We start from the raw sequence: 23,061 nt of genomic DNA on the forward strand, positions 1-23,061 counted from the left end.
ATTCGCACTGCTCACGCGTGCCGTGACGATCGATGCGGTGCGATAGCGACAACGCGCATGCGGTGAATCGCGAAGCGGTTCGCGCGGGCCGGCAACCGCAGCCGCCGGCCCGCGCACAACGAGAAAGCCCTACTCAGCCTTCCGCCATCATCAGCAACTGCGCGCCATCCGCGACCTGGTCGCCGACGCCGTACAGCACTTCGGCAACGACGCCCGCGCTCGGCGCGCCGATCGTGTGCTCCATCTTCATCGCTTCCATCACGATCAGCGGCGTGCCGGCCTCGACTTGCTGGCCGGGCTCGACCAGCACCGCGATCACCTTGCCGGGCATCGGCGCGGTGAGCCGCCCGCCGCCCTGCTCGACGTCGCCCGCATGCGCGATCAGGTTGCGCCATTCGAACGTCTCGGCCGCGCCCTGCGTGAACACATGGAACGTGTCGCCGTCCGCAACCACGCGGCCGCTGCTGCGCACGCCGCCGATCGTCACGTCGAAATCGAGCAGCGTGGCGCCACGCGCCCACACGAACGGCTGCGCGGCTTCGTCGCCGGCCGCGATGCGTGCGCCGGCGCCGTCGTCTTCATACACAACCGTCAGGTCCGCTTCGCGATCGGCCGCATGCCATTCGAGTGTGCGGCGATAGCCGCCGTTCAGCCGCCAGTCCGGCAGCGCGCCCCACGGCGATGCACGATGCGCGACCGCCCCGCGCTCGCGTGCGAGGAGCGCCGCGCAGGCCAGCGCGAGCATCGCGCGCGGCGGCTGTTGCGGCGCGAACAACGCGTCGTGGTTGCGCTCGATCAGGCCCGTGTCGAGGTCGGCCGTCGCGAACGGTTCGCACGCGACGATCCGCTGCAGGAACGCGGTGTTCGTATGCAGGCCGACCACCTCGCATGCGCGCAGCGCACGCAGCATCAGGCCCAGCGCTTCCGCTCGGTCGGTGCCGTGGACGATCAGCTTCGCGATCATCGGATCGTAGAACGGCGTGATCGCATCGCCTTCGCGCACGCCGCTGTCGACGCGCACCGATGCGCCGATGTCGAACTCGACGCCGGCCGGCAGCCGCAGGTGCTTCAGCGTGCCGGTGGACGGCAGGAAGCCGCGCCCGGGGTTCTCCGCGTAAAGGCGCGCCTCGAGCGCGTGGCCCTGCACACGCAGCTGGTCCTGCTTCAGCGGCAGCGGCTCGCCGGACGCGACGCGCAGTTGCCATTCGACGAGGTCGAGCCCCGTGACCATCTCGGTGACCGGATGCTCGACCTGCAGGCGCGTGTTCATTTCCATGAAATAGAACGCGTCGCCCGTCATGATGAATTCGACGGTGCCCGCGCCGACATAAGCGACCGCGCGCGCGGCCGCGACGGCCGCCTCGCCCATCGCGCGGCGCAGGTCGTCGGGCAGGCCCGGCGCCGGCGCTTCCTCGAGCACCTTCTGGTGACGGCGCTGCACCGAGCAGTCGCGGTCGAACAGGTACACGGTATTGCCGTGCGTGTCGCCGAACACCTGCACCTCGACGTGGCGCGGACGCGTCAGGTATTTCTCGATCAGCACACGGTCGTTGCCGAAGCTGCTCGCCGCTTCGCGCTGGCACGACGCGAGCGCCGCGGGGAAATCGTCGGAGCGCTCGACCACGCGCATCCCCTTGCCGCCGCCGCCCGCGCTGGCCTTCAGCAGCACCGGGTAACCGATCTCATCCGCTTCGCGATGCAGGTGGGCCGCATCCTGGTCGTCGCCGTGATAACCCGGCACGAGCGGCACGGCCGCCGCGTGCATCAGCGCCTTCGCGGCGGCCTTCGACCCCATCGCCGCGATCGCGTCGACCGGCGGCCCGATAAACGCGATGCCGGCCGTTTCGCACGCATGCGCGAAATCCTCGTTCTCCGACAGAAAGCCGTAGCCGGGGTGGATCGCCTGCGCGCCGGTCGCGCGCGCGGCTTCGATGATGCGCTCGATGCGCAAGTAGCTGTCCGCGGCGGCCGAGCCGCCGATGTGCACGGCTTCGTCGCACGCGGCCACGTGTTTCGCGTTCGCGTCCGCGTCGGAATACACGGCGACGCTCGCGATCCCGAGACGTTTGCACGTCGCGGCGACGCGGCACGCGATTTCGCCGCGGTTGGCGATCAGAATCTTGTCGAACATGGCTTCGGTGTCGTCCGGAAAGTGTGGGTCACGAGGGCGTCATTCACGCCACGACGGCGTGCGCTTTTCGAGGAAGGACGCGATCCCTTCGCGCGCTTCCGCGCCGGCGCGGGTCCGCGCGATCCACTCGGCGGTCTGCTCGATCAACGTCGCGTCGAGCGCGCGGCCGGCCACGTCGGTGACGAGCTGCTTGCATGCACGCACCGCGTCGGGGCCGTTCGCGACGAGCGCCGCGGCCAGCTTCGCGACCGTTTCGTCGAGCGCGTCGGCCGGCACCGCGTCGTGAATGAAGCCGAGCGACGCCGCGCGCGCGCTGTCGAACACCTCGGCCGTCGTGAAGTAGCGGCGCGCCGCGCGTTCGCCCATCGCCCGCACGACGTACGGCGCGATCGTCGCGGGAATCAGCCCGAGCCGCGCTTCCGACAGACAGAACTTCACGCCGTCGGCGGCGATCGCGATATCGGCCGCCGCGACGAGGCCCACGCCACCCGCATACGCGTCGCCATGCACGCGCGCGATCACCGGCTTGCCGCAGCGATGGATCGCCTCGAGCATCCGCGCGAGCTTGCGCGCGTCGGCACGGTTCTCGTCGTCCGAGTAACCGGCCATCTTCTTCATCCAGTTCAGGTCCGCGCCCGCGCAGAACGCAGTGCCTTCCGCCGCGAGCACGATCGCGCGCACGCCGGCGTGCGCATCGAGCCATTCGAACGCGGTGGTCAGCTCGGCGATCGTCGTCTCGTTGAACGCGTTGCGCACGTCGGGACGCGCGAGCGTGACGGTCGCCACGCGATTCGCTTCGACTACCTTGATGGTTTCGTATCGCATCGTCCGCTCCTTGCTCGTTACATCCGGAACACGCCGAAGCGCGTGTCGTCGATCGGCGCGTTCATCGACGCGGCGAGGCCGAGCCCGAGCACGTCGCGCGTCTGCGCGGGGTCGATCACGCCGTCGTCCCACAGCCGCGCGCTCGCGTAATACGGATGGCCCTGGCGCTCGTACTGGTCGCGGATCGGCTGCTTGAATGCTTCCTCTTCATCGGTCGACCATGCACCGCCCTTCGCCTCGATGCCGTCGCGGCGCACGGTCGCGAGCACCGACGCGGCCTGCTCGCCGCCCATCACCGAGATGCGGGCGTTCGGCCACATCCACAGGAAACGCGGCCCGAATGCGCGGCCGCACATCCCGTAGTTGCCGGCGCCGAACGAGCCGCCGATGATCACGGTGAACTTCGGCACCTTCGCGTTCGACACGGCCGTCACCATCTTCGCGCCGTGACGCGCGATGCCTTCGTTCTCGTACTTGCGCCCGACCATGAAGCCCGTGATGTTCTGCAGGAACACGAGCGGGATCTTGCGCTGGCAGCACAGCTCGATGAAATGCGCGCCCTTCACGGCCGATTCGGAAAACAGGATGCCGTTGTTCGCGACGATCCCGACCGGGTGGCCCCAGATGTGCGCGAAGCCCGTGACGAGCGTCGTGCCGTAGCGCGCCTTGAATTCGTCGAATTCGGAATCGTCGACGATGCGCGCGATCACCTCGCGCACGTCGAACGGCTTGCGCGTATCGACGGGAATCACGCCGTACAGGCTCTTCGCGTCGTAGCGCGGCGGCTTCGGTTCGCGCAACGCGACCGGCGACGCGATCTTCGGCGCCAGGTGATCGACGATGTTGCGCGCGATCGACAGCGCATGCGCGTCGTTCTGCGCGAGGTGGTCGGCCACGCCCGACAGGCGCGTGTGTACGTCGCCGCCGCCGAGATCCTCGGCGCTCACTTCCTCGCCGGTCGCGGCCTTCACGAGCGGCGGCCCGCCGAGGAAAATCGTGCCCTGGTCCTTCACAATGATCGACTCGTCGCTCATCGCCGGCACATACGCGCCGCCCGCCGTGCACGAGCCCATCACGACGGCGATCTGCGCGATCCCCGCCGCCGACATCGTCGCCTGGTTGAAGAAGATGCGGCCGAAGTGGTCGCGATCGGGGAACACGTCGTCCTGGTTCGGCAGGTTCGCGCCGCCCGAATCGACGAGGTACACGCACGGCAGCCGGTTTTCCGCGGCGATTTCCTGCGCGCGCACGTGCTTCTTCACGGTGACCGGGTAGTAGGTGCCGCCCTTGACCGTCGCGTCGTTGCACACGATCACGCACTCGCGGCCCGCGATCCGGCCGATTCCGGTGATGACGCCCGCGCCCGGCGCGTCGTCGTTGTACATGCCGTTCGCCGCGAGCTGCGACAGCTCGAGGAACGGCGCGCCCGGATCGAGCAGTTGCGCGATGCGGTCGCGCGGCAGCAGCTTGCCGCGCGACAGGTGCTTGTCGCGCGCGGCCTGGCCGCCGCCCTGCGCAAGCTGTTCGATCTTCGCGCGCAGGTCGGCGACGACCGCCTCGAGCGCCGCGGCGTTCGCGCGGAAATCTTCCGAACGCGGGTTCAATCTGGATTCGATGATCGGCATCGACGGGGCTCCGTTCGCGTGACGTGGGGCGTTACATCGTTTCCGCGAACAGCTCGCGGCCGATCAGCATCCGGCGGATCTCGCTCGTGCCGGCACCGATCTCGTACAGCTTCGCATCGCGCCACAGGCGGCCGACCGGGTATTCGTTGATGTAGCCGTTGCCGCCGAGGATCTGGATCGCCTCGCCGGCCATCCACGTCGCCTTCTCCGCCGTATAGAGGATCACGCCCGCGCAGTCCTTGCGCACCTGGCGAATGTGGTCGCTGCCCGCCGAGTCGAGATGGCGGCCGACCGCGTACAGGTACGCGCGGCACGCCTGGAACGTGGTGTACATGTCGGCGACCTTGCCCTGGATCAGCTGGAATTCGCCGATCGACTGGCCGAACTGCTTGCGGTCGTGGATATACGGCACGACCGCGTCGAGGCACGCGGCCATGATGCCCGTCGGGCCGCCCGACAGCACCGCGCGCTCGTAGTCGAGGCCGCTCATCAACACCTTCACGCCGCCGTTGAGCTGGCCGAGGATGTTCTCTTCCGGCACTTCGACATCCTGGAACACGAGCTCGCCCGTGTGCGAGCCGCGCATGCCGAGCTTGTCGAGCTTCTGCGCGACCGAGAAGCCCTTCATCCCCTTCTCGACGATGAACGCAGTGATGCCGCGCGAATTCGCTTCGATATCCGTCTTCGCGTAGACGACGAGCGTGTCGCAATCGGGGCCGTTGGTGATCCACATCTTCGTGCCGTTCAGCACGTAGCGATCGCCGCGCTTGTCGGCGCGCAGCTTCATGCTGACGACGTCGGAGCCTGCGTTCGGCTCGCTCATCGCGAGCGCGCCGATGTGTTCGCCCGACACGAGCTTCGGCAGGTATTTCTGCTTCTGGGCCTCGGTGCCGTTGCGGTGGATCTGGTTCACGCACAGGTTCGAGTGCGCGCCGTACGACAGGCCGATCGACGCCGATGCGCGCGAGATCTCCTCCATCGCGACCATGTGTGCCGTGTAGCCCATGTTCGCGCCGCCGTATTCCTCGGCCACCGTCATGCCGAGCACGCCGATATCGCCGAACTTCTTCCACAGATCCATCGGAAACTGGTCGGTGCGGTCGACCTCCGCCGCGCGCGGCGTGATTTCCTTCGCCGCGAACGTCGCGACGGCATCGCGCAGCATCTCGATGTCTTCACCGAGCATGAATTGCACGCCGGGCAGGTTGATCATGTCTCCTCCGTCTCCAGAAAGTGTGTTGCACTCACCGATTTCTGAGTTTCGCTCAGATCGAATGAATGCGCCGATTCATTGACCAATACAGCGGAAATTTTGCACAGTTTCGCGCCTCGCCGGGTTCGGCGTCAATAGTTTTTTGAGTGACACTCAGATATCATGCGGAGATGACAGCCGCTACCGCCGACACCATGACCGACACCGTCAAAGCCGACCGCGCCGACGCGCCGCGCGCGCCCGCCGGACGCAAATCCCAGCAGCGCGTGCAGGACATTCTGCGCGCCGGCCGTGAAGTGTTCGCCGAAAAGGGTTACGAGCATGCGACGGCCGCCGAGATCGCGCAGCGCGTGGGCGTGTCGGAGGCGACCGTGTTCAGCTACTTCCGCGGCAAGCGCGAGCTGTGCGCACGCGTCATCGCGGATTGGTACGACGAAATCATCGCCGCGTTCGAGCACGGGATGCCGCAGGAGGCGTCGGTGCAGCAGCAGTTCGCGTTCATCGTGCGCACCCACCTGCGGCTGATGCTCGTGAACGGTACGGGGCTGTGCGCGCTGGTGCTGTCGGAAGGCCGCGCGAAGCAGCATGCGCTGAGCGACGAGCTCACCGCGCTGCAGCGCCGCTACACGGCGCCGCTGATGGACGTGCTCGCGCGCGGCCAGGCGGCCGGGCAGGTTCGCGCGGACCTGCCGCTGAGCCTGCTGCGCTCGATGGTGTTCGGGCCGATCGAGCACGTGCTGTGGGATGCGATCCTCGGGCACCGCAAGCTCGATACGGAAACGACGGCCACGCAGCTGATCGACATGCTGTGGGCCGCCGTGCAACCGCCCGCGCCGGAGCAGGCGGCGCTCGTGCGCTTCAGGAACGAAGTGGCGGAAGCGGTGCGGCGGCTGGAAGGCGAAAGCACGCGCGCGTAACGCGCGGCGGTGGATTGTCGCGCCGCCGCGGCGCGCCGATCAGTTGGCGAGGCGGCAGTGCGCCAGCTTCAGCCCCGGCAACACCGGCGCGTCGATATAGCCTTCGTTCACGCAACTGAACCGGAACGCCGCCGACGTGACGAACGGCTTGATCTCGCCACCGGGAAATTTCGGTTTCAGCGCATCCTGGTCGGCCACGTCGAAATGCGTGTCGAACTGCTCGCCGTCGGCCGTCAGCGCGCCGAAATACGTGCCGCCCGGGTCGCCGCCCATCCGGATCACGGCACCGACGAACACGAGGCGCTTGCCGTCGTATTTCGTTTTCGCGGCGGCCATGTCCTGCGTATAGGCCTCGATCACGGCGCCGTAATGCGCGTCGATCGCGGGCTCGCCGTCCGGCGCCGCAAAAGCGGTCTGGTGAACGCCCGCCAGCATGGCGCACGCCGCGAGCGCGGCCGCCGCGAACGGCGCGAAAATCTTCTTCATTGGGTGGTCTCCCGTCTAGCTCGGTGGTTGAAGTGACTGAAGTCGGCGCTGCGCCGGCTGCCCGGCACAACGCCCGATGGATGCGTTGCCGTTTTTAATCGTTCGAATGGCGGAACACAGCTGCGATCACTTCACCACCCGCATGGTCGAATGCGGTGCGCAGCGTCGCGCTGAACGCGACGTGACAAGAAGATGACATGTGCGGCCCCCGGCTCTCTCGTTGAATTTCACTGCGTGTGATTTTGGCCGCTACGGTAGCAGACGGCCGACGGCCCGGCAACCAAGGCCCGTGCGCTGCCGATCGCCCCATTACAATTGCAAATGATTCTCATTACATATATCATGCGCATCCTGGTTGCGGCGACACGCTGCGGCCCGCAACCCGATCCTTAGTACTCCGTCCTGCATCGATTCATGCCATCCCGTCGAACGCCCCGCCGCGCCCGGACCCTTCGTCCGTGGCGCACGAGCCTGCCTGCCCTGATCACCCTGTGCGTCGCGAGCGGCACGCATGCCGCCGCCGCCGAACGCGCGGACACCGCGCCCGCCGCATCGACCGCCACGACGCCCGCCGAACACGAACTCCCGGCCATCAGCGTCAACGCGTCGGCGGCCGTCGATCCGACGATCGGCTATCAGCCGCGCACCACCGGCATCGCGGGCGGCGACGACCGTTCGCTCAAGGAGATTCCGCAGTCGGTCGCGGTGGTCAGCAGCGCCGTGATGCAGGACCAGCAGGCGCGCTCGCTCGACGACGTACTCGGCAACATCAGCGGCGTCACGCAGACCAACACGCTCGGCGGCACGCGCGACGCGTTCACCAAGCGCGGCTTCGGGTCGAACAACGACGGCTCGGTGCTCGTCGACGGCGTGCGCACGCCGGTGCTGCACAGCTATCTCGCGACGATCGACCGCGTCGAAGTGCTGAAGGGCCCCGCTTCGCTGCTGTACGGGATGCAGGACCCGGGCGGCGTGATCAACCTCGTCACGCGCAAGCCGGAAGACACGTTCGGCGGCTCGATCTCCGCATCGCGCACGAGCCACGGCGGCAGCAGCGCGCTGTTCGATCTCACCGGCCCGCTCGGCAAGCCCGGCCAGGTTGCGGGCGGCACGCTCGCGTTCCGGCTGACCGGCGAATACGACACCAGCCGCTACTGGCGCAGCTTCGGCCGCCAGCGCGATGCGCTGATCGCGCCCGCGCTGTCGTGGCACGACGCGAATACGTCGATCGACGTCAGCTACCAGTACGTCGACTACACGACGCCGTTCGATCGCGGCACCGTGCTCGTGAACGGCCAGCTCGACGATGCGCTGCGCTACCGCCGTTACGAAGAAGCGTGGTCGCAAAGCAGCGGCATCCAGGAAACGCTGCGCGCGCGCATCGAGCACCGCTTCTCCGACGCGTGGCGCATGCGTGCAACCTACGGCTGGGGCCGCGACCGCTACGACCAGACCATCACCCGCGCCACCGCGTTCAACAGCAAGACGGGCGCAATGACGCGCTCGTCCGATGCGAATCTCGGGCGCAACGATTCCGACCAGATCGCGACGCTCGGCCTGCTCGGCAACGTGACGCTCGCCGGGATGAACCACGCGCTCTACGTCGGCGGCGAATACGAGCGGCAGCGCAGCTTCCGCGGCGACACGATCCGCGGCAAGGCGACGACGGGCTTCAATCTCTACGATCCCGTGTACGGCCTACTTGCGCCGGGCGGCACGCCGAACCCGAAGCAAAGCGATTCGCGTTCGGTCGTGCATGCGTATTCGATGATCGTGCAGGACTCGGTGAAGCTCACCGACCGGCTGACCGCCGTGGGTGGGCTGCGCTGGGAAAACTGGCAGCAGGAATCGGGGATGGGCCGGCCGTTCGTGTTCGCCGACCGCTCGCGCGGCAATGTCTGGCTGCCGCAGTTCGGGCTCGCGTATGCGCTCACACCGGCGCTGACCGCGTATGCGAACGTGAGTCGCTCGTTCAAGCCGAACGTCGCATCGAATGTCGCCGCGCCGCTCGCGCCGGAATACGGCCGCGTGCTCGAAGCCGGCCTGAAGTTCAGCCTGAAGCCCGCGATCACGGGCACGCTCGCGGTCTACCAGATCGACAAGCGCAACGTCGCGGTCACGGTGGGCGACATCACGTCGACGATCGGCACCGCGCGCTCGCGCGGGATCGAGCTCGACGTCGCCGGGCAGATCACGCGCCACCTGAGCGTGATCGGCAGCTACGCATACACGAACGCGAACGATCGCGACAGCAACACGCCGCTCGTCAACGTCGCGCGCCATACAGGCAGCCTGTTCGCGGTGTACGACACGGCCATCGCGAACCTGCCCGGCCGCTGGCGCTTCGGCGGCGGCGCACGCGTCGTCGGCGCACGCCCCGGCGATACCGCGAACAGCTTCACGCTGCCCGGCTACGTGACCGTCGACGCGTTCGCGGCCTACGAAACGACGATCGGCAAGTTCCCGACGCGCCTCCAGCTCAACGTGAAGAACCTGCTGGACAAGACCTACTACCCGTCGAGCAACAACAACCTGATCGTCGCGGTCGGCGAACCGCGACTCGTCACGCTGACGACGACGGTGTCGTTCTGACGGCCGGGGCAGCCGGGGCAGCCGAAAACCGGGCTCGGCTCGACGTCATTCCGCCGTCGGCGGACAGACCCGGTAGAACACGACGCTGCACAGCAACAGGAAGCCTGCCAGGATCGCCATGCCGGTCCGAATGCCCGCATAACCGATGATCATCGCGCCGAGGATCCCGGACAGGCTCCCGCACGCGTTGATCAGCGCGAGGCCGGCCGCCGCGGCCGCGCCGGACAGCACGCGCCCCGGCAGCGTCCAGTAGATCGGCATCAGCGACAGGATGCCCGACGTCGCGACGGTCAGCATGACCAGCGCGAGCCAGAAGTTGTCGTGCGCCACCGTCGCGACGAACAGGCCGACGGCGGCCAGCGCGACCGGCACCACGCCGTGCCGGCGCAGCCGCCCGGACTTCTCCGCGACCTTCGCGTTCGCGTACATGCAGATCGCCGCGACGCCGAACGGGATGGCCGTGAACAGCCCGACATCCAGGCTGTTCGCGACGCCCGCGTCATGAAACAGCGTCGGCATCCAGAACGTCAGCCCGTAGAAAGCGGTGTTGAAGAGGATCATCACGACGATCAGCGCATAGATCTTCGGTGTCCGGAACGCATCCGCGACGCGATGCGACTTGAACGCCGCCTCCTTCGCGACATTCGCCTCGATGATCTGCTTCTCGCGCGGCGTCAGCCAATCGACGTCGGCCGGCCGGTTCCGCAGCAGCGCCAGGATCACGACGCCCAGCACCGCGGACGGCAGCCCTTCGAACAGGAACAGCCACTGCCATCCCTTGATGCCCGCCACGCCGTTCATCGTCTCCAGGATCGCGCCGGAAAGCGGTGCACCGAACACGACGGCAATCGGCAACGCCATCAGGAACAGCGAATACATGCCGCTCTGGCGCCGGGCGGGCAGCCACGTGTTCGTGTAATACATCACGCCCGGAACGAAGCCGGCCTCGCATACGCCAAGCAGGAAGCGCAGCGAATAGAACGCGGCCTCGTTCTTCGAGAAGATCATCAGGGTCGACACGATCCCCCACGTGATCATGATCCGCGCAATCCATGCGCGTGCACCGACGCGCCTGAGGATCAGGTTGCTCGGAATCTCGAACAGCATGTAGCCCCAGAAGAACACGCTCGCGCCGAGCGCGAAGGACGCATTCGTCAGGCCGAAATCGGCCGCCATCTGCAGTTTGGCAAAACCGATGTTCACGCGGTCCAGATAGGACATGATGAAGCCGAGGAAAAACAGCGGGACGATCCTCAGTACCACCTTCCGGTACAACGCGTCTTCGTGCAGTGTTTCGGTGCTTGCGCCGAGCGCAAGCGTGACGTCCGCCTTCATCATCAGTTCTCCCGATGAAAACAAGAACTTCGGCGGCGATGGATTCGATCCGTACGCCGGTTCGTTTCGCAATCCCGTTGCGGCCCGCGCTGCCTGCCGGCGCCGCGTCACGAATGCGCTGACCTCACCGCTCCGCCAGCGCGAGTACGTCGGCCCAGATGCCGTCGTCGACGGCAACGCCCTGCTGCCGCTGTTCGATGCGCGTCCGCAGCGCGCTTTGGCCGGGATACAGCACCTCGTGGCTGTCTTCCGCGAGTTCCGACGTATTCACGTAATCGGCCACGCCGTCGGCAACCTCGTTCGTGAACGCTTCGCCGCCCAGCTTGCGCGGGTCGATCACGATGAAGACCTGCGAGCAGCCGGTGCAGCTTCCCTGCTGCACGGCATCGATCCCGTTCGTCGCCAGCCCCTCCGACAGCACGGCGGCCAGCACGTCGAGCATGATCGCGAATCCCGAGCCCTTCCAGTAACCCATCGGCAGGATCCGCATCGACGCCTCGATCGGGCCGGGCTCCGAAGTCAGCTTTCCTTCGCCGTCGAAACCGGCCGGAAACGGCATGTTTTTACCCTTGAGGCGGGTCGCCTGCAGTTTTCCGTACGAGTACTGCGACATCGCCATGTCGAGCACGATAGGGCCTTTGTCCCGCGGCACCGCCATCACGAACGGATTGTTGCCGACGCGCGGTTTCCTGGCGCCCCAGCCCGGCATGCAGGATTCCGTATTCGTCCAGCAAATCGCGATGTAGCCGCGATCGGCCGCGTGCCAGCCATACGTGCCGCCGCGCATCCAGTGCGTGGTGTTGCGCAGCGCGACGATGCCGACGCCGTGCTCGGCCGCGATCGCCATCGCGCGCTCGGTCGCGGACAACGCATTGAGAATGCCGGGGCCGCGATTGCCGTCCAGGATCTCGATCGCGCCGAAGCGCTTGACCGGCGTAGGGACGCCTTGCAGATTCACCCAGCCCTTGCGGACGTAGTCGACGAAGCGCGCGACGCGATTGATGCCGTGAGAGTTGACGCCGTCGCAGGTCGCCTCGGCATGCACCCGTGCGCAGACGCCGGCGTCGTGCTCGTTCATGCCCGCATTCAGGAGCGCGAGATAAATGGCGCCCTGCAACTCCTCGAACGGAATTCGGATCATCTTGCCTGTCTCCTGAAGTTCTTGTGATGCGGTTCGATCCCGCACCGGATGCCGCCGCCCCGGCTCGCGGCGCGAGCCGGTATCGCTCATCAATCGCCCGCGAAATCGAGCAGGATCTTGCAGCTCTCGGCGGGCCGCTGCTCGGCCATCTCGAACGCCTGCGCGACATCGCGGAAGCCGACCTTGTGCGTGACGATATGCTCGGGCTGGATCAGGCCGCGGCCGATCCAGTCGATGACCTGCGGGAACATCGCGCAGTTCAGCCGCGACGCGGCGAGCGTGAGTTCCTTCTTCGTCAGTTCCGCCTGCACGATCGCCGACGGTTCCGACGAGAAACCGAGCACGCCGATCCGGCCCGCCGGCGCCGCGAGCCGCACGGCCTCTTCCAGAATCGACGGATGGCAGACCGCGTCGAAGATCAGCGTCGGGCCGCCATCGACGCCGCGCTGCTCCAGCGCGTCGGGAAGCGATTCGACGCTCGTGTTGATGATCTCGTCCTCCGCCGCGCCGCACTTGCGCGCGAGCTGCAGGCGCGTATCTAGCCGGTCGGTGATGAACGCGCGGATGCCGTACACGCGCTTGAGCACCTGCAGGATCGTCAGCCCCACCGTGCCCGCGCCGTAGATCAGCGCGACGTCGCCCGGCAGCACGCCGGTGCGCGACGTCGCATTCGCGGCGACCGCGAACGGCTCGACGATCGCCGCGCAGGTGTCGGCGATCTCCGCCGGAATCCGGTACGCGTTGCCGGCCGGCACGCAGGTGTACTCGCTGAAGCCGCCGTCGCGATGCACGCCGAGCACGGTCAGGTGCCGGCAGACGTTGCGCCGGCCGATCGTGCACGCATGGCAATGCCCGCAGCTGATCACGGGATCGACCGCGACGGTCTCGCCGAGCCGCGCGGCGTCGACGCCCGCGCCGACCGACTCGATCGTCCCGACGAATTCGTGGCCGATGATGCGCGGGTACGACACGAACGGATTCTTGCCGTGAAAGATGTGCAGGTCCGAGCCGCAGATGCCCGCATAACGGACCTTCACGCGCACTTCGCCGGCGGCGGGCACGGGCAGCGGCACATCGCGCACGCTCATGCTGTTCGGACGATCGACAACGACGCTCAACATTTCGGTTCTCTCCTTCGGATCTTCGCCGCTCACCAGTTCCACATCGACCCGTCGCGCAACCGGGCGACTGGCAGGTACGCACGCTCGTACGGATACTTCGCGGCCAGCGTCTCGTCGATGTCGACGCCGAGGCCCGGCACGTCGTCCATCACGAGATAACCGTCCTCGAAGCGGTAGCTGTGCGGAAACACTTCGTCGGTCAGCGGGCTGTGCGGCATCAGTTCCTGAATGCCGAAGTTCGGCGCCCACAACCCGAAGTTGACCGCCGCCGCCATGCAGACCGGCGACAGGTCCGTCGCACCATGAAAGCCCGTGCGCACCTGGTACATCGCCGCGTAGTCGGCGATGCGCCGCACGTGCGTGATCCCGCCGGCGTGCACGATCGTCGCGCGGATATAGTCGATCAGCTGATCGCGGATCAGGTCCTTGCAATCCCAGATCGAGTTGAACACTTCGCCGACCGCGAGCGGTGTCGTCGTGTGCTGGCGGATCAGGCGGAATGCGTCCTGATTCTCGGCGGGCGTCGCGTCTTCCAGCCAGAAGAGACGATGCGGCTCGAGATCGCGGCCGAGCCGCGCGGCCTCGATCGGCGTGAGCCGGTGATGCGCGTCGTGCAGCAGGTGCGGCGTATCGCCGACCGCGTCGCGCACCTTGCGAAACAGTTCCGGCGTATGGCGCAGATAGAGCGCGGTATCCCACGGCTCTTCAGGCGGCAAACCTTTTTCGGCGGGTTCGTAAGCGCCCGCGGTCTTGCCGACGCCGTACACCTTGTCGAGCCCCGGCACGCCCGACTGCACGCGGATCGCACGAAAGCCTTCCTCGATATGCGCGCGCACCGCATCGACCGCTTCTTCATGATCGCGCCCGTTCGCGTGGCCGTACACCATCAGGCCGTCGCGGCTCTTGCCGCCGAGCAGCTGGTACACCGGCATGCCCGCGAGCTTGCCCTTGATGTCCCACAACGCCATGTCGATCGCGGCGATCGCCGTCATCGTCACGGGCCCGCGCCGCCAGTACGCGCCGCGATACAGGTATTGCCAGATGTCCTCGATGTTGCGCGGGTCGCGGCCGACGAGACACGGGAACACGTGATCTTCCAGATACGCGCGCACCGCGAGCTCGCGCCCGTTGAGCGTCGCGTCGCCGAGACCGTAGACGCCTTCGTCGGTCACGATCTTCACCGTCACGAAGTTCCGGCCCGGACACGTGACGATGGTCTGCAAGCGTTCGATTTTCACTGCGCTCCTCCAGCAGGCGATTCAGTCGACAAAGTAATGGGGTGCACGGCTGCGCACGTCCGGCAGATGCGAGCCGATCCGGTCGACGTGCGACGCGACCGACGCGCCGAGCAGCGCCATGTTGCGCGACGCGATATGCGCGAGGATCTGCTCGTGTTCCTGCAGCGCGCGGCGCGCGTGATCCTCGACGCGGTCGAGCAGCAGCCAGCGCACGCGGTCGAACTGGCGCTTCATCGGCTGCAGCATTTCCCACACGTGCGGCCGGCCCGCGAACGCGAACATCCGGCCGTGCATCGCTTCGTCCAGTTCGAAGAACGCCTCGACGTCGTGCGCGGCCACCGCGGCGCGCTGCGCGTCGATGATCCGCGACAGCTCCGCGAGTTGTTCCGCCGTGATTTTCTGCGCGAGCTCGACGTGGTTCGCACATTCGAGCGTGCTGCGCGCGAAGCGCCCTTCCTCGAGGATCGACACCGGAATCGGCGCGACGAACGTGCCGACCTTCCGGTGGATCTGCACGAGCCGCTCGTCGGCCAGCTGCGCGAACGCTTCGCGCACGGGCGTGCGGCTGACCTTGATCGTCGTCGAGATCACGGCCTCCGACAGCGCGGTGTGCGGCGGCAGCGCGCCCCGCACGATCGCGTGGCGCAGCAGCGCATGCACCTGCTCCGTATAAGACCGGCTCTCGTCCAGCGAGAACCCTTGCAACGCCGTGACGACGACGTCTTCCTCAAATGCTGCCGTTTCGTTCATGTTTGCCGATGCTTCCGACTCGATATCGATGACTACCATGGTACAGAAAGCCATCCAATCGATCGATCTAGCGTTTACACCAATAACTTCCGGCAAAAACCCGCAATACCCTTCGTCCATCCAGATATCTACCATGGTACACACCGTTGCCGACCGTCATCCCACCTGCCCCCGATTTCCTGCGCACCGCGCCGCCCGGCACGCGCCGCCCCAGCTATGACCGGCACGCGGTCCGCACGGGCATCGTCCATCTCGGCCTCGGCGCGTTCCACCGCGCGCATCAGGCGATCCATACGGAGACCGTGCTCGAACAGGGCGACCTGCGCTGGGGGATCGTCGGCGTCGAGCTGCGGCGGCGCCATACCGTCGACCTGCTCGCCGCGCAGGACCACCTGTACACGGTGACCGAACGCGACGGCGGCGGCGCGCGCACCCGGATCGTCGGCGCCGTGCACGGCGCGCTGTTCGCGCCGGAAGCGCTGCCCGCGCTGCTTGCGCTGATTGCCGATCCGGGCGTGTCGATCGTCAGCCTGACCGTGACCGAGAAAGGTTATTGCCGCCTGCCGGGTGGCGGTCTCGATACCGACGATCCCGCCCTCCGCGCCGACCTCGCCGCTCCGGACACGCCGCGCACCGCGCTCGGCGTAATCGCCGCCGGCCTCCGGCAGCGGCCTGCCAGCGCGCCGCTCACCGTCGTCTGCTGCGACAACATGACGTCCAACGGCGACACGCTGCGCGCGCTGCTGCTCGACTACGCGGAACGCATCGACGACGGCGCGCTTGCACGACGCATCCGCGACGACGTCGCGTTCCCGAACAGCATGGTCGACCGGATCGTGCCGGCCGCCACGCCCGAGTCGCTCGACTGGGCGCAAGCGCACCTCGGCGCGCGCGACGCGGCCGCGATCGTCTGCGAACCGTTCTCGCAATGGGTGATCGAGGATCGCTTCGCCGGCCCGCGCCCGCGCTGGGAAGACGCCGGCGCGCGCGTCGTCGCCGACGTGCAGCCGTACGAAACGATGAAGCTGCGGCTGCTGAACGGCTCGCATTCGGCGATCGCGTATGCAGGACAACTGCGCGGCCACGCGACCGTGTCGGATGCGATGGCCGATCCGGCGATCGCGGCGTTCGTCGACGGCGTGATGACGCACGACCTGCTCGCGACCGTCGACGTGCCGTCCGGCTTCGACGCGCACGACTATTGCGCGACGCTCGTGCGGCGCTTCCGGAATCCGACGCTCGCGCACCGCACCGAACAGATCGCGATGGACGGCACGCAGAAGGTGCCGCTGCGCTGGCTGCCCGCGCTCGCCGACAGCGCGGCGGCGGGCGTCGAGCGCCCGTATCTGGAGCGTGCGCTTGCGCTCTGGCTGTATTACCTGAGCACCGCGCGCGACACCGCCGGCCAGCCGCTGACGATCAGCGATCCGGGCGCGGCCGCGCTCGCCACGACGCTTGGCGCTGCCGGCGACGCGAACGGCGCGGTGCGCGCGGCGCTCGCCAGTGCCACGCTCGCCGGCCCGGCCGCGTGGCCCGACGCGCTGGTCGCGCGCGTCGGCGCGCATCTGTCGACGCTGCGTGCGCACGGCACCGATACGCTGCTCGCGCCGCTGCACGCACGCTGACCGACCGCTCGACCGGTTCGCGCTGCGATGCGCGAACCGCATGACGCCATCACAAGACATGACGGCCGGCCCACCGGCACGAAGGAGACGAACATGAAGCAAAAGACCCAGGCGTGGTTCACGGTATTCCTGCTGTTTCTCGTGTACGGCATCAACTATCTCGACCGCGTCGCGCTGTCGATCGTCGCGCCGATCGTGCAGACCGATCTCGGCATCGACGCCGCGCAGATGGGTCTCGTCTTCAGCACGTTCTTCGTCGGTTATGCGCTGTTCAATTTCATCGGCGGCCTCGCGTCCGACCGGCTCGGGCCGAAGCTCGTGTACGTGCTGTCGGTCGGGCTCTGGTCGATCTTCTGCGGGATGACCGCGCTGACCGTCGGCTTCGTGAGCCTGCTGATCGTGCGGCTGCTGTTCGGCATGGCCGAAGGCCCGCTGTGCTCGGCCGCGAACAAGATGGTCAACAACTGGCTGCCGCGCGACGCCGCCGCGACCGCGATGGGCCTGCTCAGCGCGGGCTCGCCGCTCGGCGGCGCGATCGCGGGGCCGATCGTCGGCCTGCTGGCCGCGCAGTTCGGCTGGCGGCCGGCGTTCTGGATCGTCTGCGCGATCGGGCTCGCGTGGGTCGTGCTGTGGATGGTGTCGACGTCGGATCGTCCCGCCGCACCGGTGAACGACGCGCCGCTCGTGACGGCCGCCGCCAGTACGAGCGACGGCGACGCATCGGCACCCGCGCGCACGCTGTCGCACTACGTGCGCCAGCCGCGCATCCTCGCCACGGCGGCCGCGTTCTTCAGCTACAACTACGTGCTGTTCTTCTTCCTGAGCTGGTTCCCGAGCTATCTCGTGCGCGCGCATCACCTCAACATCAAGGAGATGAGTGTCGCGACCGTCGTGCCCTGGCTCGTCGGCACGGTCGGCCTCGCGTGCGGCGGCGCCATCTCGGATGCGCTCTACCGGCTCACCGGCAACCTGCTGCTGTCGCGCCGGATCGTGCTCGTCACCTGCCTGCTCGGCGCGGGCGCCTGCGTCGCGATCGCGGGCACCGTGCAGTCGACGCAAGGCGCGGTCGCGCTGATGTCCGTGTCGCTGTTCTTCCTGTACGTCACCGGCGCGATCTACTGGGCGATCGTGCAGGATGTCGTGCACCCGTCGCGCGTCGGCGGCGTGAGCGGCTTCCTGCATTGCATGGGCAGCCTGTCGGGTGTGATCGGGCCGGCCGTGACCGGCCTCATCGTCGAACGCAGCGGCTCGTTCGCGGCCGCATTCGTGCTGGCCGGCGCGATCGCGCTGACGGGCGCCGTGCTCGCAGGCGTATTCGTACGCAACAGCCGGCCGTCGGAAGTTTTGCGCGAACGCGCGGCGCATTGACGCTGCGCGGCTACGTGACCGTCGAAGCGTTCGCAGCCTGCGAAACCGCGATCGACAAGGTCACGACGCGCTGACAACGGTGTCGTTCTAACGTCCTGACACGCGTGGGCCGACCCGCAAGCGGCGGCCCGCGCGCACCCCCCGCCTCGGTGCGCCGCCCGCTCTACGCGGCGGCTCGGCCCATCCTCTGCGCAGCATCCCGGCCGCGTCATGATCGGTCACGGCAGGCGCATACGCGATGCGCCGGAAAATCGCTCGATATAGCGCCGGAATCCTGTTGACAGCCGGCCCGCGCGACACCTGACGCCGTCATTCGCATGCGTCCCCGGCAACAACTCCGATGAACGCGAAAATGCATCCCAGCGATGCAATTCCGTCTGATCGCGAACCGCATCGTACGCCGTATGATCCCCTCGCCGTTTCTCAAGGCCGCCCAATGCGCGCCGCCATCTTCATCCGCTTACGCGTTTCGCCACAACAACCCAGCGAATATGTCCAACTTCTCACTGATACTCGTCGTCTCAATGTTGAGCGCCTTTGGCCTGATCGCGTCCGACGTCTACCTGCCCGCCATGCCATCGATGGCCCATGAATTTTCGATCGGTGCATGGCAGATGCCGCAGACGGTATCGGCCTACCTGATCGCGCTCGCCTGTGCCCAGCTGTTCTACGGCCCCCTCTCCGATCGATGGGGGCGCAAACCCGTGCTGACGGTCGGGATCCTTCTGTACATTCTTGGCTCGATCGGCTGCGCAAGTGCCGGCGGCTTCGCGAGCTTTCTCGGATGGCGAGTGCTCGAGGCTCTCGGTGCGGCTTCCGGTCTCGTGATCGGCCGCGCAATCATCGCCGACACCTGCGATAAAAAGGAATCCGCAAAGGTCTACAGCATCGTGTATCCGCTCGTTTCGCTGTCTCCGGCGATCGCCCCGGCGATCGGCGGATATCTGGCCGCCTGGTTCGGATGGCGGAGCGATTTCATTTTCGTCGCCGTGTTTGGCGCAGTCGCGCTCGCGCTGGTCCAGCTTCTTCTGAAAGAAACGCGGCCGCCCGTCGCGCCGGGCCAACATCGCGCGGTTCCGCTGGCCGGTTTCTCCGACGTGCTCGGAGATCGCGTGTTCATCCGGTATACGCTCGTCGTCTGCGCAATCTATTGCGCGTGGTTCGTCTACCTGACGCAATCGCCCTTCATCTTTTCCGGCCTCGGTCTTTCGGAACAGCAAAGCGGCTGGCTTTATCTGCCGCTGACCGCCGGCATCATTTCCGCGAACATGATCTCGCGCCGCATGCTCGACCGGATGTCCTACGATTCGATCGTCGTGGCCGGGGTGTGCTGCTTCGTCGCCGGCGGCGTTGCGTTCGCGTTGTGCGAGTCGTGGCAATTCAAAGGCATCATCGCAATCGTCTTGCCGATGTTTCTCGTCAGCCTGTCAAACGGATCGTCGCTGTCACTCGCCGTCTCGGGCGCCATCGCGAGTGAACATGGGCGCGCCGCCACGGCGTCCGGACTGGTCGGCTTCTTCCAGATCGGCAGCGCGTCGCTCGCAGCCACCGTGTCCAGCGGACTGCTCGGTACCGGAAGCCACGTGCTGGCGACGGCGATTCCGTTCTTCGCGATCGTCGCCGCGGTCGCGATTGTCCCCCGCTGGTATGCCGCGCGGCGCACGCTCTCGATGCGCAAGACCCTGCCACGTTAAACACTCGGCCTTGCACCGACGAGATCCCGGCCGTTATCGATACCGGTCGAACGAAGCAGCGATCTCGTCGGTGACCGCCCGAACGCGCGCCGTCCGGTTCAGGTCCGTATGCGATACGAGCCAGACCTGGTACGGCACGGTTCGAGTCCTGTCGGGCCAGATGCGCACGAGCGAATCGTCCGCCTGCGCCATATATACCGGGAGCTCGCCTATTCCGATGCCCGACCGGATCGAGGTCGCCAGCATCAGGCTCGAACTCACTTGTGCGACGACGCGCCCTTGTTCCATCGACTCGCCGCATAGCGAGAGCCCCTGGTTGGACGTGATGGAGGGCTGGTAGACCACCAGATCATGGCCTTCGAAAGCAGCCCCGATCGCGGGGGCACCACGCGCATCCAGATACTCGCGACTCGCGAACAGCCCGACCTCCCATTCGGCCAGCTTCCGGCGGACAAGATCGGGATTTTCCGGCATCACGGTTCGAATCGCGAGATCCGCATCACGTCGCGTCAGGTTGAGCACCTGCACGGAAGTCGTCAGGACCACGTGTATCCCGGGATATTTCCGCCGTAACGCCCGTATTGCGGGAACGACAAAATCCATCGCCAGGGAATCGGTTGTCGTCACCCGAACCTCGCCTTCGAGCCGGTCGTCCGAGCCATGCGCCCGGCGCTCGAACTCGCATGCCGCTCGCTCCATCTCTTCCGCGGCCTGCAGCGAATGCTCGCCGATCTGCGTCACGACATAGCCGGACGACGTCTTGAGAAACAGCTTCGCACCCAGCGCCTTCTCGAGTGCCGTCAGCCGCCGCCCCACGGTTGCCTGATCGACATCGAGAAAAACTGCAGCCTCGCGCAGCGTCCCGGCGCGATGAACTGCCAAAAAGACGCGTGCATCGTCCCAATTCATGAATAACGTTCTCTCTCGGTAAAGCACTTTTGCATTCTTTGGATGCAATTATACAAGTTGAGCCCATGCTCTCCAACAGAGATAATCAGGCCCCCGTATCAAACGGTATATCGCGGCATTCCGGCAACCGTGATTTCCCTCGCCATATCGAGGGATTTAAAAATACAGCCGGTGTATTCGACTCGCATAGATCGTTTCAGATCGAAAGAACAAGCATAAAAAGATGGAAAAGGCAACTCACATTCCGGCCCGATGCGACGTTTCGGGAAGCGTTATGAATCTCCTCCGGTCGCTGCACATCGACCACATTTTTCTGGTCCCCGGAAAGATGGTTTATCCGTTGCTTGACGCGATGGACAAGACGCCAGAAATTCGTGGCATCGTTGCCGCGCACGAGACCGGCAGTGCCTTCATGGCCGACGGTTACGCACGAGCCAGTCGCAAGTTCGGTGTGTGTCTCGCCATCTCCGGGCCCGGCACGATGAATCTCGTTCCCGGCATGGCCGCCGCCCTCGCCGATCGGATCCCGGTTCTCTATCTTGCCGGCGGCATATCGTCCAACGCCGAGGGAAAAGGTGCGTTCCAGGACGGTACGCTGGGAGGCATCGCCGAAAGCAGCGTGGTGCAAAGTCTCGTCGACGACATTGTCGAACTGAAAAACAAGCACAACCTTCTGGCGGAAATGCGTCGGGCTACCGACGGTCTGAACTGGATGCGACGTGCCCGTTCGTTCATCAGCATCCCGCTCGACGTTCAGCAGCAACCGGTGCCGGTCCCGCTCGATCGAATGCAACGCCCCTACGCCCAAAGCATCGTGGACGTGAACCACGTCCCGGCCAACCCGGTCGCGGTGCAAGCACTTTGCAAGCAATATCTCTTTCAGGAAAAAAAGGTCGCATTTCTCGTCGGTGGTCGCGGAAACGATCCGGAAACTGCCCAGGTCCTGCTCAAGGTTGCCGAACGATTCAATATTCCGGTTGCGACAACTCTGTCCGGAAAAGGCGCCTTTCCCGAGCGGCACCCCCTTGCGTTGGGTGTTTATGGATTTTCCGGGCACACGCGAGCGGTACAACTGATCAACTCAAACGATCTCGATGCACTCGTCGTACTTGGTTGCGATCTCAATCAACGCGACAGTCTGAATTGGAGCGACAAGCTGAGCGCCGGCAAGGAGCTCATCATTTTCGACGACAGCTTCGATGCGCCGGCAACCGGCCACGTTCCGAGTCGAAGCATTTTCTCCGGCATTACCGCGACCATTCGAATGCTCGCGCATATGCCGGCGGGATCCGCACAGGAATTCCAGGCGGCATTCGCCCACCGGGATGCGTGGCTCGAGCGTGTCAGGCACGTTCCGCTTTACGATCATCGCTTCGAACCTACGTCGATCGGAAGCGCTTCCGATTCACTTTCTCTCTATCCGGGTGACGTCGTCCGACGGCTCTGCAACCTCGTGCCCGACGACACCAACGTTGTCGTCGATTCAGGCGCGCATCGGATCTTCATGGCGCACTACTGGCTCTCGTCAGGCCTCGGAAACTACTTCTCGTCGAGCGCGCTTGCCCCGATGGGTTGGGCAGTCGCAGCCGGGATTGGTGTCAAGCTCGCCGCCCCGCATCGCCCCTGCCTCGTGGTCACCGGGGACGGCTGCATGCTGATGCACGGAATGGAGATTCAAACCGCAGCCCGTTACGGGATCAAGGTGATCTTTATCGTCCTGAACAACTCCGCTCACGGTGCGATTCACATCGACGCCATCACCAAGCGAACCGTCGCGGAGCAGTTCAGCAAGTTGCCTCGCCACGACTGGACACGGTTCGCCGAATCGGTGGGCGTGCCGGCACGCCAGGTCGATTGCCTGGCCGGGCTCGAGCAGGCCGTCGGCGACGCATTGGCATGCGACGGGCCCTTCGTCATTGAAGTGGCCGTCGGTGTCTTCCCTTCGCCAAACCGTTACTACGCCGAATCCTCGACGGCAGCACAAACGAAGCACGAGAAGGTCGACGCATTTGCCACTTCGCCTGCCGCAGCAATCGACACCCCCGAGTGCATCGATTGATGTTGAAAGAACCTGAACGATACGGGACGTTG

Annotated in this window: 17 protein-coding genes; 6 read left to right on the forward strand and 11 right to left on the reverse strand. The window is 66.2% G+C overall.

Annotated elements, in window-relative coordinates; all coding sequences use genetic code 11:
- Window positions 1–133: 133 nt before the first annotated feature.
- From VL15_RS15820 to VL15_RS15835, 4 genes are read right to left on the reverse strand one after another with little or no spacing between them, the layout of a single operon-like run.
- Window positions 134–2,131 (reverse strand): acetyl/propionyl/methylcrotonyl-CoA carboxylase subunit alpha, encoded by a 1,998-nt coding sequence (locus VL15_RS15820; protein WP_048246607.1) that lies wholly within the window; start codon window positions 2,129–2,131, stop codon window positions 134–136.
- Between the two features lie 39 nt (window positions 2,132–2,170).
- Window positions 2,171–2,956, reverse strand: coding sequence for an enoyl-CoA hydratase/isomerase family protein (locus tag VL15_RS15825; RefSeq protein WP_048246610.1), 786 nt, complete (start codon window positions 2,954–2,956; stop codon window positions 2,171–2,173).
- A gap of 17 nt (window positions 2,957–2,973) precedes the next feature.
- Entirely contained in the window at window positions 2,974–4,581 is a 1,608-nt protein-coding gene (locus VL15_RS15830) for a carboxyl transferase domain-containing protein (RefSeq protein ID WP_048246612.1), read from the reverse strand.
- A gap of 31 nt (window positions 4,582–4,612) precedes the next feature.
- Entirely contained in the window at window positions 4,613–5,794 is a 1,182-nt protein-coding gene (locus tag VL15_RS15835) for an isovaleryl-CoA dehydrogenase (protein WP_048246614.1), read from the reverse strand.
- 170 nt (window positions 5,795–5,964) lie between these two features.
- On the opposite strand from VL15_RS15835, the gene VL15_RS15840 reads away from it, so the two are divergent.
- The gene (locus VL15_RS15840; RefSeq protein ID WP_080970850.1) at window positions 5,965–6,711 is read left to right on the forward strand and encodes a TetR/AcrR family transcriptional regulator; all 747 of its coding nucleotides are present in this window, start codon (window positions 5,965–5,967) and stop codon (window positions 6,709–6,711) included.
- Between the two features lie 39 nt (window positions 6,712–6,750).
- Here VL15_RS15840 and VL15_RS15845 read toward each other — a convergent pair whose 3' ends face one another.
- Entirely contained in the window at window positions 6,751–7,197 is a 447-nt protein-coding gene (locus tag VL15_RS15845; RefSeq protein WP_048246617.1) for a hypothetical protein, read from the reverse strand.
- Window positions 7,198–7,611: 414 nt separating this feature from the next.
- On the opposite strand from VL15_RS15845, the gene VL15_RS15850 reads away from it, so the two are divergent.
- A complete protein-coding gene (locus VL15_RS15850) occupies window positions 7,612–9,789 on the forward strand; it encodes a TonB-dependent siderophore receptor (protein WP_048246619.1) in 2,178 nt (725 codons plus the stop codon).
- A 45-nt stretch (window positions 9,790–9,834) separates the two neighbouring features.
- Here the strand turns inward: VL15_RS15850 and VL15_RS15855 are convergent, their stop codons facing one another.
- From VL15_RS15855 to VL15_RS15875, 5 genes are all read right to left on the reverse strand, one after another.
- The gene (locus VL15_RS15855; protein WP_230684469.1) at window positions 9,835–11,127 is read right to left on the reverse strand and encodes an MFS transporter; all 1,293 of its coding nucleotides are present in this window, start codon (window positions 11,125–11,127) and stop codon (window positions 9,835–9,837) included.
- A 121-nt stretch (window positions 11,128–11,248) separates the two neighbouring features.
- Entirely contained in the window at window positions 11,249–12,265 is a 1,017-nt protein-coding gene (gene yiaK / locus VL15_RS15860; RefSeq protein WP_048246620.1) for a 3-dehydro-L-gulonate 2-dehydrogenase, read from the reverse strand.
- A gap of 89 nt (window positions 12,266–12,354) precedes the next feature.
- Complete coding sequence (locus VL15_RS15865) at window positions 12,355–13,386, reverse strand: Zn-dependent oxidoreductase (RefSeq protein ID WP_048246623.1); 1,032 nt, start codon at window positions 13,384–13,386, stop codon at window positions 12,355–12,357.
- Window positions 13,387–13,415: 29 nt separating this feature from the next.
- Window positions 13,416–14,624 carry a D-mannonate dehydratase ManD gene (manD, locus tag VL15_RS15870; protein ID WP_048246624.1) on the reverse strand — a complete coding sequence of 403 codons (1,209 nt, stop codon included), beginning with the start codon at window positions 14,622–14,624 and terminating at the stop codon, window positions 13,416–13,418.
- A 21-nt stretch (window positions 14,625–14,645) separates the two neighbouring features.
- Window positions 14,646–15,374 carry a GntR family transcriptional regulator gene (locus tag VL15_RS15875; protein WP_048246728.1) on the reverse strand — a complete coding sequence of 243 codons (729 nt, stop codon included), beginning with the start codon at window positions 15,372–15,374 and terminating at the stop codon, window positions 14,646–14,648.
- 158 nt (window positions 15,375–15,532) lie between these two features.
- Here VL15_RS15875 and VL15_RS15880 point away from each other — a divergent pair, with 158 nt between their 5' ends.
- The 3 genes from VL15_RS15880 (at window position 15,533) to VL15_RS15890 (ending at window position 20,061) form a co-directional block, all read left to right on the forward strand.
- Window positions 15,533–16,999: a mannitol dehydrogenase family protein gene (locus VL15_RS15880; RefSeq protein WP_155420239.1), complete on the forward strand. Its 1,467-nt coding sequence runs from the start codon at window positions 15,533–15,535 to the stop codon at window positions 16,997–16,999.
- Between the two features lie 93 nt (window positions 17,000–17,092).
- Window positions 17,093–18,367 carry an MFS transporter gene (locus VL15_RS15885; protein ID WP_048246628.1) on the forward strand — a complete coding sequence of 425 codons (1,275 nt, stop codon included), beginning with the start codon at window positions 17,093–17,095 and terminating at the stop codon, window positions 18,365–18,367.
- A 365-nt stretch (window positions 18,368–18,732) separates the two neighbouring features.
- On the forward strand, window positions 18,733–20,061 hold the full coding sequence (locus VL15_RS15890) for a multidrug effflux MFS transporter (RefSeq protein ID WP_230684470.1): 1,329 nt from the start codon (window positions 18,733–18,735) through the stop codon (window positions 20,059–20,061).
- A 33-nt stretch (window positions 20,062–20,094) separates the two neighbouring features.
- Here the strand turns inward: VL15_RS15890 and VL15_RS15895 are convergent, their stop codons facing one another.
- Window positions 20,095–20,970 carry a LysR family transcriptional regulator gene (locus tag VL15_RS15895; RefSeq protein ID WP_048246630.1) on the reverse strand — a complete coding sequence of 292 codons (876 nt, stop codon included), beginning with the start codon at window positions 20,968–20,970 and terminating at the stop codon, window positions 20,095–20,097.
- A gap of 223 nt (window positions 20,971–21,193) precedes the next feature.
- Between VL15_RS15895 and VL15_RS15900 the strand changes: the two genes are divergently transcribed.
- Window positions 21,194–23,029 carry a thiamine pyrophosphate-binding protein gene (locus VL15_RS15900; protein ID WP_080970851.1) on the forward strand — a complete coding sequence of 612 codons (1,836 nt, stop codon included), beginning with the start codon at window positions 21,194–21,196 and terminating at the stop codon, window positions 23,027–23,029.
- Window positions 23,030–23,061 lie beyond the last annotated feature (32 nt).

Source organism: Burkholderia cepacia (assembly GCF_001039005.1).
GTDB lineage: Bacteria > Pseudomonadota > Gammaproteobacteria > Burkholderiales > Burkholderiaceae > Burkholderia > Burkholderia theae.